The sequence below is a fragment of the Agromyces protaetiae genome (assembly GCF_030866785.1).
Taxonomy (GTDB): Bacteria; Actinomycetota; Actinomycetes; order Actinomycetales; family Microbacteriaceae; genus Agromyces; species Agromyces silvae.
Genome location: NZ_CP133018.1, coordinates 154456 through 168094, shown reverse-complemented (window position 1 = coordinate 168094; position 13639 = coordinate 154456). Strand labels below are relative to the sequence as shown.

The 13639-nt window shown below is 70.8% G+C and carries 12 protein-coding genes; 1 reads left to right on the top strand and 11 read right to left on the bottom strand.

Going from position 1 to position 13639, the window contains the following annotated elements; translation table 11 throughout:
• Positions 1 to 44: 44 nt before the first annotated feature.
• The 11 genes from QU602_RS00805 to QU602_RS00755 form a co-directional block, all read right to left on the bottom strand.
• Positions 45 to 239 (bottom strand): hypothetical protein, encoded by a 195-nt coding sequence (locus QU602_RS00805; RefSeq protein ID WP_308798224.1) that lies wholly within the window; start codon positions 237 to 239, stop codon positions 45 to 47.
• Positions 240 to 302: 63 nt separating this feature from the next.
• A complete protein-coding gene (locus QU602_RS00800; RefSeq protein ID WP_308798223.1) occupies positions 303 to 1946 on the bottom strand; it encodes a gamma-glutamyltransferase in 1644 nt (547 codons plus the stop codon).
• Positions 1943 to 2677 (bottom strand): ABC transporter ATP-binding protein, encoded by a 735-nt coding sequence (locus QU602_RS00795; protein ID WP_308798222.1) that lies wholly within the window; start codon positions 2675 to 2677, stop codon positions 1943 to 1945. The genes QU602_RS00800 and QU602_RS00795 overlap by 4 nt, the downstream gene beginning before the upstream one ends.
• Positions 2674 to 4605: a branched-chain amino acid ABC transporter ATP-binding protein/permease gene (locus QU602_RS00790; RefSeq protein WP_308798221.1), complete on the bottom strand. Its 1932-nt coding sequence runs from the start codon at positions 4603 to 4605 to the stop codon at positions 2674 to 2676. Before QU602_RS00790 ends, QU602_RS00795 begins: the two co-directional genes overlap by 4 nt.
• A gap of 3 nt (positions 4606 to 4608) precedes the next feature.
• On the bottom strand, positions 4609 to 5517 hold the full coding sequence (locus QU602_RS00785; protein ID WP_308798220.1) for a branched-chain amino acid ABC transporter permease: 909 nt from the start codon (positions 5515 to 5517) through the stop codon (positions 4609 to 4611).
• 71 nt (positions 5518 to 5588) lie between these two features.
• Positions 5589 to 6752: an ABC transporter substrate-binding protein gene (locus QU602_RS00780; protein WP_308798219.1), complete on the bottom strand. Its 1164-nt coding sequence runs from the start codon at positions 6750 to 6752 to the stop codon at positions 5589 to 5591.
• 1 nt (position 6753) lies between these two features.
• Complete coding sequence (locus tag QU602_RS00775; protein ID WP_308798218.1) at positions 6754 to 7251, bottom strand: RidA family protein; 498 nt, start codon at positions 7249 to 7251, stop codon at positions 6754 to 6756.
• Positions 7252 to 7459: 208 nt separating this feature from the next.
• Entirely contained in the window at positions 7460 to 8506 is a 1047-nt protein-coding gene (locus QU602_RS00770) for a LacI family DNA-binding transcriptional regulator (RefSeq protein WP_308798217.1), read from the bottom strand.
• A 67-nt stretch (positions 8507 to 8573) separates the two neighbouring features.
• Complete coding sequence (gene crcB, locus QU602_RS00765) at positions 8574 to 8951, bottom strand: fluoride efflux transporter CrcB (protein ID WP_308798216.1); 378 nt, start codon at positions 8949 to 8951, stop codon at positions 8574 to 8576.
• Positions 8948 to 9412, bottom strand: a complete 465-nt coding sequence (locus QU602_RS00760; protein ID WP_308798215.1) for a fluoride efflux transporter FluC — start codon at positions 9410 to 9412, stop codon at positions 8948 to 8950. Before QU602_RS00760 ends, crcB begins: the two co-directional genes overlap by 4 nt.
• 305 nt (positions 9413 to 9717) lie before the next feature.
• Positions 9718 to 10266 (bottom strand): dihydrofolate reductase family protein, encoded by a 549-nt coding sequence (locus tag QU602_RS00755; RefSeq protein ID WP_308798214.1) that lies wholly within the window; start codon positions 10264 to 10266, stop codon positions 9718 to 9720.
• Positions 10267 to 10457: 191 nt separating this feature from the next.
• Between QU602_RS00755 and QU602_RS00750 the strand changes: the two genes are divergently transcribed.
• A complete protein-coding gene (locus tag QU602_RS00750) occupies positions 10458 to 13613 on the top strand; it encodes a hypothetical protein (protein WP_308798213.1) in 3156 nt (1051 codons plus the stop codon).
• Positions 13614 to 13639 lie beyond the last annotated feature (26 nt).

The following is a 13639-nucleotide window of genomic DNA, read 5'->3' as shown; positions in this document are numbered from 1 at the left end:
AGCCGGCGCGGGGCAAGCCAGCGCGGGGTCAAGCCGGCGCGGGGTCAAACCGGCGCGGGGTCAAACCGGCGCGGCTCGGCGCCGCCGGCCACGAGCACGGATACCTCAGCCACGAGCGCGGATGCCTCGGCGGCGAACACCATGCCGCCGCTACGCCGATCCGCACCCGCCGACAGCGCGCCCGAGACATCCCTCCTCAGGAACACCGACGCGACACGCCGTCGGCGCGGCGCCGGCACGCCGCCGAAGCCTCACATGTTCCTGAGCAGGGAACGCGCGAGCGCGGGTCAAACCGGCGCGAGTCAAGCCGGCGCGGGCTCGGCGTCGCCGGCCACGAGCGCCGACACCTCAGCCACGAGCGCGGCTGCCTCGACGACGAGCACCGCGCCGTCGCTGCGCGGGTCCGCACCGGCCGACAGCGCGCCCGAGGCATCCCGACGCGCGATCATCGCGTGGCCGGCCTCGCTGTCGCGCCCGTCGGCGACCACGAGCCGCATGCCGGTGCGGTGCAGCGCCGCGACCATGCCCGGCTCGTGGCCGCCCTCGACGAAGATGCGGTCCTCGGTGTCGCCCACCTCGGTGCCGCCGACGATGAAGCGCGGTGCCGCGACCGCCGCCGCCGGATCGTCGCCGAGCATGGTCCGGCGCAGCAGCTGCGCATGGATCTGCGATTGCGCCTTGCCGCCCATGGTGCCGTGGGCGGCGACCGCGCCGTCTGGGGTCGAGACGATCACGGGGACGAGCGTGTGCCCCGGGCGCTTGCCGGGTGCGAGCACGTTGGGCGATGCGGGGTCGAGACTGAAGAAGGACGCACGGTTGTGCAGCACGAGCCCGGTGCGCGCCTCGAGCAGGAGCGATCCGAACGCGTGGAACACCGACTGGATGAGCGAGAGCGCGGTGCCGTCGGCGTCGACCACCGTCACCGCGATGGTGTCGCCACCGGGCCGAGGCCGGGCGGCGACCTCGGGTCGCTCGCCGGTCACGAGGGCCTGCTCGGCGTCCGCACGCGCCTCGGCGAGCGCCGGCGGCGTGAGGAATCCGGACACGTCGACGGGCGCGACCAGCGGATCGGCCAGCACGAGGTCGCGCAGGCGGTCGCCCGCGTGGAAGAGCTCGGCCAGCACGGCGGGGTCGAGGCCGCGCCAGCCCCCGCCCGCCTCTGCTGCGCCGATGGTCCGCAGGAACGTGAAGCCCTGCGAGTTCGGCGGCGCGGTCGACACCCGGGTCCCGGCCATCTCGCCGACCAGCGGCGGCTCGACGTGCACCCGGTGCGCCGCGAGATCCTCGGTCGTGACCGGCACGCCGAGATCGGCGAGGCCGTCCGCGAAGGCGCCGGCGAGCTCCCCGCGATAGAGCTCGTCGAACCCGTGCTCCGCGAGCGCGCGGAGGGTCGCGGCGAGTGCCGGCTGGACGACGTGCGCGCCCTCGCGCACCGGCTCGTCGCCGTCGAAGAATGTGGCCCGCATGCCCGGATCCGGCCGCAGCCGGTCGGCGTACTCGGCGAGGGATGCGGCGAGCCCGGCGCTCACGGTCATGCCGTCCTCCGCGAGCCTGACCGCGGGTGCGAGGATCGTCGCGATCGGCAGCGAGCCGGCGCGCCGCCAGAGCTCGCCCCATCCGGCCGCCGCCCCCGGGACCGAGACGGTGAGCGGCCCGGTCACTGGAAGCGACTCGTCGGGCCCCCACTGCTCGGGGAGCCAGCCGCGCCCGTACGCGCCGGTCGAGTTGACGCAGACCTCGTCGCCGTCGGCTGTCCGCAGCACGGCGATCGCGTCGCCGCCGACGCTGCACATGTGCGGGTAGACGACGGTCAGGGCCACGGCGGCGGCCAGCGCGGCGTCCACCGCGTTGCCGCCGGCGTCGACCACCTCTCGGGCGGCATCCACGGCGGCCGGGTGCGGCGCGGCGAGGGCGATGCCCCTGGCGGGGTTGAGGGCGGTGCTCATTCGGTTCCTGTCTCGGTGTCGTGATCGCGTGCGCGGCCGAAGTAGGCCTCGTGCAGCGAGGTGTCCTGCAGCATCTGCTGCGCGTCGCCGCCGCCCGAGAGACGCCCGGTCTCCATGACGTAGCCGCGATCGGCGATGGACAGCGCCTGCGTCGCGTTCTGCTCGACGAGCAGCACGCTCGTGCCGTCCCGGTTGACGGCGGCGATGAGCTCGAACATCTGGGCGACGATGAGCGGGGCGAGCCCCATCGAGGGTTCGTCGAGCATGAGCAGGCGCGGTCGGCGGATGAGTGCGCGGGAGAGGGCGAGCATCTGCTGCTCCCCGCCCGAGAGCGTCGCGGCCGTCTGCTCGGCCCGCTGCTCGAGGATCGGGAACAGCTCGTAAATGCGGGGCGACTCGTCTTTCACCCGTCGGCGCGTGCCCCATGCGGCGACCTGGAGGTTCTCGAGCACCGACATGGCGCCGAAGATCCTCCGGCCCTCCGGCACCTGGCAGAGCCCGGCGCGGGTGCGCGCGTCGGCGCGGGTGCGCGAGAGGTCGCGGCCGTCGAAGGCGATGCTCCCTCGGCTCTTGACGAGCCCCGAGACGGCGCGCATGATGCTCGACTTGCCGCCGCCATTGGCACCGACGATGACGACGAGCTCGCCCTCGTCGACGTGGAAGGCGGCATCGCGCACGGCGTGCACCGACCCGTAGTGGACGTCGAGGTGCTCGACGGTCAAGAGACTCATGCTGGGCTCCCGAGATAGGCCTCGACGACGGCGGGATCGCGGCGCACCTCATCGGGGGTGCCGCAGGCGATGACCACGCCGTGGTCGAGGACGACGATGCGATCCGAGATCGACATGAGCAGGTCCATGTCGTGCTCGATGAGGATCACGTCGACGCCGCGGTCACGCACGCGGAGGATGAGCTCGGCGAGCTCGCGGGTCTCCGACTCGTTCATGCCGGCGGCGGGCTCGTCGAGCAGGAGCACCCGGGGGCGGGTCATGAGCGCCCTAGCGATCTCGACCCGGCGCTGCCGCCCGTACGTGAGCCGCACGGCCTTCGTGTCGGCGAACTCGTCGATGCCCGCGAACCGCAGCAGATCCGAGGCATCCGCCACCGCCTCCGCCTCGGCGGCCGTCCGCGACGGGAGGCGCAACGCGAACGCGAGCACCGACCCCTTGAGGCGGTCGTGCGCGCCGACGAGGAGGTTCTCGAGCACCGTCATCTCCCAGAACAGCCGGACCGTCTGGAACGTCCGCGCGATGCCCTTCGTCGAGACCTGGTCGCTGCTGAGGCGCTCGATGCGCTCGCCCGCGAGCACGATGCCGCCCTCGGTCGCCGGCGAGACGCCGGACAGCGCATTGAGCAGCGTCGACTTGCCGGCCCCGTTGGGGCCCATGAGGCCGAGGATCTCGCCACGGCGCAGGTCGAACGAGACGCCCTCGAGCGCCTTGAGGCCCCCGAACCGCTTGCCGAGATCGACGACCTCGAGCACCGGACCGTCGCCTTCGGGCGTGGAGTGGTCGGCGGGCGTGCCCGCGGCGGGCGTGCCCGCGGCGGGCGTGCCCGCGGCGCGCGCGTCGTCGCGCGCGTTCGGGCCGGCGGACCCGAGGGCGCCCGCGGCCGCGCGCCGTGCGGTCGCGCGTGCGATGGCGCCCGCACGTGTGAGCCGCGGCTGCGCGCTCACGATGCCGCCGGGGCGGACGATCATCAGGATCACGACGATGAGCGCGAGCATGCCGGTGCGGAACTCCGGGTGCTGCTGCACGATCTCGAGGTCGCGTGCGAACGCCTGGAAGAAGATCCACAGCCCCGCGCCGAGGGCCGGGCCCCAGAACGTTCCCGACCCGCCGAGGATGACGAGGCTCAGGATGATGAAGTTCTCTTCGAGCGTGAAGCTGTCCGGGTTGATGAACTGCTGCATGTGCGCGAAGAACACGCCGGTGACGCCCGCGACCGACGCGCCGCACACGTAGGCGAGCAGCTTGTACCGGCGCGTCTTGACCCCGACCGAGGCGGCGACGAGCTCGTCCTCGCGGATCGCGACCCAGGCGCGGCCGACGGGCGACGCGATGATGCCGGCGATCACGACGAGGAGCGCGGCGACCACGACGAGCATCAGGTAGTAGGTCGCCATCGGACTGGTCAGCTTGAAGCCGAACAGCTCGATGGGCGGGATGCCGCGGATGCCGACCGAGCCGCCCGTGAGATCGATCCAGTTGATGGACACGAGGTGCACGATCTCGCCGAACGCGAGCGTCATGATGGCGAGGTAGTCGCCACGCGCGCGAAGCGTCGGATACCCGATGATGGCCCCGGCGAGCCCCGCGAGCACGACCGCGGCCAGCAGATTGATCGGCAGCAGCCACCACAGTGCGCTCGGGTCCATGCCGAGCCCGTCGATGAAGACCCGCACGGTCAGGATCGCGGTCGTGTACGCCCCGACGACGAAGAACGCCACATAGCCGAGGTCGAGGAGTCCCGTGATGCCCACGAGCAGGTTGAGGCCGGACGCGAGCGCCACGTAGACGAGCGCGAGCGCGGCCACGCGCACCCACTTGTCGCCCGGCAGGAGCATCGGCAAGGCCAGCGCGACGAGCGCCGCCACGGCGGGCACCGCGAACCGGAGCCAGGGTGTCGCGTGGATGCGGGATCGGATGTCGGTGATCATCGGTTACACCTTCTCCACGAGTCGCTTGCCGAGCAGGCCCTGCGGGCGCAGCCAGAGGATGATGATGAGCACCGCGAACGCGATGACGTCGCGGTAGGCCGAGCCCTGGGGCACGTACGCGGCCGCGAGCTCCTCGGTCACGCCGATCACCAGGCCGCCGAGGAAGGCGCCGGGGATGTTGCCGATGCCGCCGAGGACCGCGGCGACGAGCGCCTTCAGCGCGGGGATGAATCCCATGCCGGCCGACGCGAACCCGTAGCGCGTGGAGTAGAGGATGCCCGCGATCGCGGCCATGATCGAGCCCAGCACGAAGGTGATGGAGATCATGCGGTCGACGCTGATGCCCATGAGGCTCGAGGCGTCCTTGTCGATGGCGATCGCGCGGATGGCGCGACCGACCGGCGTGAACTTGACGATCACCGCGAAGATCGCCATCGCGCCGAGGGCGATCGCGAAGATGACGATGTCGATGGGTTGCACGCGGGCGCCGAGCACGTGGATCGCGCCGCCGAGATCCGGCCCGCGGACGACGCTCTGCTGCGCGCCGAAGAGAAAGGTCGCGATCGCGCGCAGCAGCATCGACACGGCGATCGCGGTGATCAGCATGGAGAGGATCGGAGCGGTTCGCAGCGGCTTGTAGGCGAGCCGCTCGACCAGCCAGCCGACGAACGCGCCTACCACGACGCCGACGATGACGGCGACCCAGAGCGGCAATCCGGGGCCCGGCAGGTCCTGGCCGGCGATCTGCGTGTTGACCTGGGTGGCCACGAGCGCGCCGAACGCACCGAACATGAAGATCTCGCCGAAGGCGAAGTTCACCATGCCGAGCACGCCGTACACCACGCTGAACGCGACCGCGAGCAGGCCGTAGATGCCGCCGAGGGCGAGGCCGTTGATGAGTTCCTGAGTCACAGTGATGTCCCGACGTCAGGGCAGGCTCCGGCCGCCGCGCGCGAGGTCGCGGCGGCCGGAGTCGATGCCGGTCAGTCCTCGATGAGCGTGAAGCGCCCGTCGACGACCTGCAGATAGAAGAGCTCGCCGGCGCGATCGCCGTTCTCGTCGAACGAGGTCGGGCCGGTCACGCCGTCGAACGGCTCGAGCGCGGCGAGTGCGCTGACGATCGCTTCACGGTCGGCGCTGCCGGCGTCCTCGATGGCCTTCGCCACGACCTGCACGGCGTCATAGGCGAGCGCCGTCCAGGTACCAGGCTCGGCGCCGGATGCCTCGGTGAAGTCGGTCACGAAGGGCGAGTCCGGTGCGGCGACCGCCGCGAAGCCCGTGTAGACGATCGTGCCTTCGACGGCGTCGCCGCCGAGCTCGAGGAAGTCCGGGTGGACGGTGCCGTCGGCCGCATAGAGCTGCACGTCGCTTCCCGCCTCGCGAAGCTGCGACGCGATCTTCGACGTCTCGGTGTAGAAGCCGCCCACGAAGATCCCGTCGACGTCGTCACGGAGGGCGGTGTCGATGAGCGTGGTGAAGCTCACGGTGCCGAGCTGGTAGGCCTGCGTGCTCGTGACCTCGCCGCCCGCCTCCTCGAACGCCTCGGAGAACGCCGCGGCGATGCCCTGGCCGTAGTCGTCCTGCTGGTGCAGCACGGCGATCTTCTTCGCGCCCTCGTGCTCGGCGACGAACGCGCCCATCTCGGCGCCCTGGAACGAGTCGGTGAAGATATTGCGGAAGAACACCGGGCTCGCACCGCTCAGCTCGGGCGAGGTGACGGCCGAGGCCACGACGGGCAGTCCGCACTGGTCGTACACGGGCAGGGCCGACAGCGCGACGCTCGAGAAGCTGTAGCCGAGCACGGCGGAGATCGACGAGTCGTCGCAGAACTGCTGCGCGACGACGGGGCCGTTGGCCGGCTTGCCCTCGTCGTCGGCCGATACGACGCGCACCTGCTTGCCGTCGATACCGCCGGCCTCGTTGATCTCGGCGACGGCGAACTCGACGCCTTCCTTGAGCTGGATGCCGTAGCTGGCGAAGTCGCCCGTCATGGTCGCGGTGAAGCCCAGGACGATCTCGTCGCCGCCCCCATCGCCGTCGGCGGACGCGTTCGAGCCGGCGCAGCCGGCGAGGAGCACGGCCGAGGCGAGTGCGGTGGCGCCGAGCAGGGTTCGGCGGGTTCGGCGGGTTCGGGGGGTGAAGGTCATGTCAGTCAACCGTTTCCATCGTGAGGACGTTCTCGAAGCAGTGGTTCCCGGCGAGGGCGGCGACCCCGAAGGTCGCACGGCCGCCCACGCCGTTCTCGGGGCCGAACACGTCGCGCAGCAGATCCGTGGCTCCGCTGGAGACGAGGTGCACGTCGGTGAAGCCGGGGGCGACGTGGACGTAGTTGGTGGAGCCGACCACGGCCTTGATGCGGTCGAGCGAGCCGAGGGCGAGGCGCATGGTCGCGAGGCAGTTGAGCGCGGTGAGCCGCGCGGACTCGTAGCCCTGCTCGACGGTGACCTCGGCGCCGAGCCGGCCGGGATACGGGGGCACGCCCTCGTGCCCCGGCCGGTCGGCCACGTGGCCGGAGAGGAAGAGCAGGGTGCCGACCTGGTGGAACGGCTTCATGGAGCCGTACTTCAGGCCGTGGTACGGCACAGCCGCGTAGTCGGGGATCTCGAGTCCCAGCTCGCGCACTCGTGCCTCGAAGGACTGGGTCATGCGACCTCCTGGGGCGTGATGGCAGATGGATCGCAACGGGGGGTGTCGCGATGGTTAATCGTCACACCGCTTAATCGAAATATCAATGGCGGACTTCAAAAAAGGCGGCGAGTCGGGCCGGAATTCACACGGCCGAAACATGGGCACCGCGGTCGAGCCCGACCCGCTTCGTCCGTCGGGACGGGCGCGAGTGCGCGATCGGGTCAGCTCACTCGACCCGGGCGCCGCGGGTGGAGGCCCGCTCCACGAAGGCGATCGGGAACGACTCCACCTCGCCAGGCACGGGCCGGTCCGCGTCGGCCAGCTGACGCACGAGCATGCGTGCGCACGCGCGCCCGAACTCGCGCGGGGCGGCGTCGACGGCGGTGATCGGCGGGATGCTCACCGACAGCGACGGACTGTCGGTGTACCCCGCGACCAGGAGCTCCGACCCCACGTCCAGACCTCGATCGCGAGCGACCGAGACGACGCCGACGGCGGCATCCATCGGCACCGCGACGATCGCATCGGGTTTCGGACCGTCCAGCAACGAGTCGGTCAGCGACTCGACGGTCGCCGCATCGACCAGGCGAGAGCCGCCGACCACGATCGGCTCGCGGTCGTGCTCGCTCGACCACTCGAGGTATGCGTCCTCCACATCGGCCGACCAGCGCGCACTCCTCCCCGCCGAGATGAGCGCGACGCGTCGAGCGCCCCGCTCGGTCAGATGCTCGAGGACGGCGCGGATGCCCGCGCGATGGTCAGAGGCGACGAGCCCGCTCGGCTCGGGCAGCCCGGGCGGGGTGCCGTCGCCGCTCACCACCGCCTTGCCGGTGGTCAGGATCGCCTCCACGACCACATCGCCGACGGGCGGATCGACGAGCACGAACCCGTCGACCTGGGCGCGCAACGCCACTTCCGGTCGGCCTCCCGGGATGAGCGTGACGGCGAGCGAGTGCTCCTCGGCGACGTCGACGACACCGAAGCAGAAGTCCATGTAGTACGCGAGGCCCGATTTGTTCTCCGGGAGGTGCACCCCGATCGCCCCGGCGCGCGCGGTGCGCAGATTCCGGGCGTTCTGGTTGACCGTGTAGTTCATCCGGGCGGCGATGCCGAGCACGCGCGTGCGGGTGCTGTCGAGCATGCGTCCGCGCCCGAGCAGCGCGTTGGAGACCGTGGCGACCGAGACCCCGGCCTCGCGCGCGACGTCGTCCATCGTCACTTGGCGCGTCGCGCCTGTGGTCTCGCGGGCCGCGCGGCGACGCGGTTCAGCCATGTCGTCCTCCGGTTCGGGACCATCATCCCGGCAGTTAATGGATTACTCAAGCTGCGGGGGCGGTCGATCAGGCGAGGGAGCCGAGCCAGATGCCGAGCAGCGCGACGGCGGAGCAGGCGACGAGGTTGCCGAGGCCGTAGCCGAGGGCGGCGCCGTAGCGGCGCTCCTGGGCGAGACGGACGGTCTCGACGCTCGCGGTGCTGAACGTCGTGTACCCGCCGAGCAGGCCGACGCCGACGATCGCGGTCACCTCGGGCGCGAGCCATCCGTTGCCGGCGACGCCGGTCAGCAGACCGAGCGCGAACGAGCCGGTCAGGTTGATGAGCGCGGTCGCGACCGGGAACGGGCGGCGGGTCCACCCCGTGACGATGCCGCCGATCACGAACCGGAGCGCGGCGCCGACGCCGCCCGCCGCCGCGATCACGAGGAACAGCCACGGCGTCACGATGCCGCTCCCCGTCGACGCCCGATGAGTCCGCCGAGGGCGATACCGCCCACGCTCGCGACCGCACCGAGCAGCACCGTGCCCAACCCGTACGCCATCGCCCACCAGGTCGACCCGGCCGAGGTCAGTTCGGCGGTCGCCGTCGCGAGCGCACTGTAGGTCGTGAACCCGCCGAGCACTCCCGTGCCGACGAAGAGCCGCACGCCGAGGCGCGGCCCCTCGTCCGGCCCTGACCGGGCCAAGGCCTCGAGCACCACACCGAGCACGAAGGCGCCGACGAGGTTGACGCCGAACGTGGCCACGGGGAACACGTCGACCTCGGGCACCAGCAACGTCACCGCGGCGCGCAGCGACGTGCCGAGCGCACCTCCGGCCGCGACGAGTCCGACGTAGCGCCACTGCCGATGCGCAGGCCGCGGGTGCGGTGCGCGAGCGCCTGCCGAGCAGTCGACCTGTGCCATGGGATCTGAGCTTGGCACAGGTCGAGGGCGAGACGGATGCCTCGGGGCGCGGCCTCGGATCTCAGCGTCACGGGTCAGGCGTCAGGCCCGCGGCCCGCCGAGGCTCGCGAGCGTCTCGCCCTCCGGGTGGCGCTCGGCACCCACCCAGTCCGAAAACCGCCGACGTGGCGCTGCGCGGTCGGGCCCTTGAAGCGACGCGGCAGGTGCCATGCCGGTGCAGGGCGGGGGGCGACTCGATGGCAACGACGAACACACACGCCGAAGGCGCAGCCCGCCCGACTCGTGTGACGACGGAAGCGTCGCGATCAGGTTCGCGGCTCGTACCGCATCGCCACGACGCCGCCCGAGCCGAGTTCCTCACGGCCGACCAGCTCGAGGTCGAGCGGTGTGGACAGCCCGTCGAGTAGACGAGGGCCGTGACCGGCGACCCTCGGGTGCACGACGAACTCGTAGACGTCGATCAGGCGGAGCTCGGCGAGCGCGGTCGGGAGTGTCACGCCACCCACGTAGAGCTCGCCGCCGGGCTCGTCCTTCAGCGTGCGCACGGCGCCACCGAGGTCGCCGCGCACGAGCTCCGCGTTCCAGTCGACGTGGTCGAGGGTGGTCGACACGACGTACTTCTTCGCACCGTCGATCATGCGCGCGAAGGACCGCGTCCAGTCGGGCATCGCGTCCGAGGCTGGCGGGCGCCAGGCCTCCTCCATCATCTGGTAGGTCACCCGCCCGAACAGCAGCGCATCCGCCCGCGCGAGCGAGGCGGCATGGTACCGGTGCAGCGCCTCATCGGCCCGGGGCCCACGGTGGTCGACGCACCCGTCGAGCGTCACGTTGATGGAGTACCTGAGTCGCCGCATGCCCGCAGCGTAGCGCCCGCAGCGTCATGCACGCCGCCTCGAACCGGAACTGTGCGGGCGGACCACGTGGAGGCCGATCACGGTCTGCGTCATTTCATATAACCGAATCGTCTTCCAGATTCATACACATTCTGGCTAGCGTCTTCCTGAGGGCCGAGGTTCGGCCGGCTACGACGAAGTAGAGGGAAGACATGCGACAACAGAGAAGACGGGTGGCGGCGACGGTCGCCGTCGGCGCGTTGCTGGCGACGGGCTTCACCGTCGCCTCGACGACGGTGGCGGCGGCGGACGTCACCGAGTGCGGGCCCAGCGTGCAGCGCGACGCCGCCGAGGGCACCTGGACCCTCGCGAACGAGGGCATCAGCAAGGAACTCACCCTGAGCGCGGACGGCCGGTTCCAGCAGACCGCGCTGACCAACCTCGTGAGCGGCCGCGAGCTGATGTCGCCGTCTGCTCCCGCGCCCGAGTTCCAGATCGCGGAGTCCTCTCCGCGCGTGGAGCACCAGGGCTCGAGCCCGGGCTGGGAGCTCGTGGAGGACGCGTGCACCACGGTCGACGTGGATGGCGACGGGGTGATCGACCGTGCCGATCTGCGGATCACCGTCGAGAACGCGCGGTTCCGCGTCGACGCGAACTACTCGGTCTGGGCCGGCGAGTCCGCGATCGAGCAGCACTTCGCCTACACGAACATCTCCGGCGGCGACCTCGTGGTCTCCGACCCGCTGGTGCTCAACCACACCGCGCTCACCGACAGCTTCGCCGCAGGCGACGCCGAGGTCACCTACTTCACCGGCGGGTACAACTCCCCGAACTCGCTGAAGCCGCACACCGTGGTTCCCGGCCCGGGGTGGGTGCTCGACCTGCAGACCCAGTACGTCGGGTCGCTCGACTACCTGCCCGAGGTGATCGTGCGCGACGTGCAGCACGACGACGGCCTGCTCACCGGCTGGAGCTACACCGGGTCGACGTTCACCCGCATGACCTCGAGCGGCTCGATCATCGTCGACGCCTACGGGGCGAACGGCCTGACGATCGCCGCCGACGAGACATGGACCATGGGCACCGCGCACCTCGTCGCATTCGCCGGCGACCTCGACGACGCCGGCAACATGTACAAGAACTTCCAGTACCGCCACAAGTGGGACCTGACGAACGACGACTGGGTCGCCGCGGCGAAGCCGTACAACTTCCCGGCGCCGTGGAACACCGACCTCGGCTCGTTCACCAACGAGGGCCTCTTCGACATGGTGCAGGGCTGGCGCGCGATCGGCGCGGACATCAACCACCTCGACGCCGGCTGGCACGGCAAGGAGGGCAACATCAACCACACCGGCGACTGGGTGAACTCCACGGGCGCCGATCTCGGCGAGCTGGGATCGTTCAGCGCCAAGAACGAGATGGGCTACATGGTGTGGCTTCCGCCGTGGGACGCCTCACCCGACTCGGCCGTGTACCAGGACAACCCCGACTGGCGGGTGACGCGCGACGTCCACTCGTTCTGCGAGTGGGGTGCGGGCAGTCTGCGGATGGACAACGACGACGCGGTCGCCTGGATGCTCGATCTCCTCAACGAGAAGTCCGATGAGTTCGGGCCGTGGATCTGGCGTCAGGACATGGGCGGGTTGAGCTTCGACGGATGGGGCGTCAACCCGATCCACGCGAACGAGAACTTCTACCAGCTCATGGCCGACTTCCGTGAGGCGAACCCCGAAGCCGGCGTCAATGTGAACATGTGCGGCGGCAACATCCTGAACCTCGCGTCGGTGCACAACAGCGACCTCGTGCAGGTGACGGATGGCGCGCCAGGACAGTGGTCGAGCTGGACGCCGTCGTTCCTCTACCCGCAGGACAAGTTCTGGGGCTGGGACTTCGGGCCGGACCAGACCGCCATCGTCGCCCAGATGCAGCGCGGCATGGAATGGAACGGCTGGACGCTGCTCAAGGATCCGGGTGGTACGCAGCTCTGGACCAAGTACGTCGACATCATGCAGTTCATGAAGGCGAACGAGTTCGCGGGCCGTTGGTCGCAGCTGTACCACCCCGAAGTGGTCGGCGAGGAGCAGATCTACTTCGTGCAGCGCATGAACAGCGACAACACCGCGGGCGTGATCGTCCCGGCGCGGGACAACTTCGTCGAGGACGGCGTCACCGTCTACCCGAAGGGTCTCGACCCGGAGCTCGACTACTCGGTGACCTTCCAGAACAGTCTCGCGACGTCGACCAAGACGGGCGCCGAGTGGATGGCCGACGGCATCACCGCGCAGAACTGGGGCGGCGATCTCGTGTGGCTGAACGTCACCGACTTCCCCGGTGCGCAGACCGACACGACGCCGCCCGCTGCGCCGACCGAGGTCACCGCGACGCCCGCCACGGAGATGGGTTTCGAAGGCATCGCGGTCACCTGGACGCACGCGGTGGACGACAACTGGGTCTCCAAGTATGAGGTCCTGAAGGACGGCGTGGTCGTCGCGACCTCGGGGAAGGCGGCGTACGCGTTCATCGAGGGCGGCGACGCCGAAGCCGAGTACACGGTTCGCGCGGTGGACGGCGACGGCAACCAGTCGCCGCTCGCCGAGGTGGTCTCGACCACCGCGAGCTCGGACTTCACGCGCGAGCAGGGCGGGCGCGGCTGGTCGTACGAGGCCCATGAGGCCGGCGGTGTCACCCCGTTGACCTGGGACGAGCGGACGAGTCGCTGGTCGGCGCCCGGGTACCTCACCATCGGCGACGCGTGGCAGCACCCGTCGATGACCGCCGACTCCGTGCGCGTCTGGACGAGTCACGTCGACGGCGCCGGCGAGATCCTGCCCAGCCGGATCTCGGTCGGCAGCCCGGGCGGCGACGGCGTACGTGTCCGGGTGCTCGTGGACGACGTGCAGGTCTGGCCCGAGACGGGCTGGGTGACCGTCCCCTCGGGCGAGGCGATCGAGACCCCGCTCATCGAGACCGCGCTCGAGGAGGGCAGCCGGGTGAGCTTCGTGGTCAACCGTGGCACCACGATCGCCTTCGACTCCGTCGCATGGGACCCGAGCATCCGGTGGACGCTCGCCGACTCGGGTGAGGAGCCCGGCACCGGCGAACCCGGCACCGGCGAACCCGGCACCGGCGGACCCGGCACCGGCGGACCCGGCACCGGCGAACCCGGCACCGGCGGACCCGGCACGGGCGGATCCGGCACCGGCGGCAGCGACTCGGCCGGCGCAGGCTCGTCGCCCGCGTCCTCCACCGGCGCACTCGCGAGCACCGGCTTCGACGGCACCCTTCTGAGTGCGCTCGCGTTCGCCGTGCTGGCACTCGGGGCGCTGCTCACGACGGTCGTCCTGCGTCGTCGGCGCACGCTCGGATAACCACACGCAGATCGCACACGTGAGGG

Bases quoted from the DNA above. Each gene is read 5' to 3' on its own strand.
- QU602_RS00780 (WP_308798219.1), bottom strand. From the start codon at position 6,752: ATGACCTTCACCCCCCGAACCCGCCGAACCCGCCGAACCCTGCTCGGC.
- QU602_RS00800 (WP_308798223.1), bottom strand. From the start codon at position 1,946: ATGAGCACCGCCCTCAACCCCGCCAGGGGCATCGCCCTCGCCGCGCCG.
- QU602_RS00760 (WP_308798215.1), bottom strand. From the start codon at position 9,412: ATGGCACAGGTCGACTGCTCGGCAGGCGCTCGCGCACCGCACCCGCGG.
- QU602_RS00770 (WP_308798217.1), bottom strand. From the start codon at position 8,506: ATGGCTGAACCGCGTCGCCGCGCGGCCCGCGAGACCACAGGCGCGACG.
- QU602_RS00775 (WP_308798218.1), bottom strand. From the start codon at position 7,251: ATGACCCAGTCCTTCGAGGCACGAGTGCGCGAGCTGGGACTCGAGATC.
- QU602_RS00790 (WP_308798221.1), bottom strand. From the start codon at position 4,605: ATGATCACCGACATCCGATCCCGCATCCACGCGACACCCTGGCTCCGG.
- QU602_RS00750 (WP_308798213.1), top strand. From the start codon at position 10,458: ATGCGACAACAGAGAAGACGGGTGGCGGCGACGGTCGCCGTCGGCGCG.
- QU602_RS00795 (WP_308798222.1), bottom strand. From the start codon at position 2,677: ATGAGTCTCTTGACCGTCGAGCACCTCGACGTCCACTACGGGTCGGTG.
- QU602_RS00755 (WP_308798214.1), bottom strand. From the start codon at position 10,266: ATGCGGCGACTCAGGTACTCCATCAACGTGACGCTCGACGGGTGCGTC.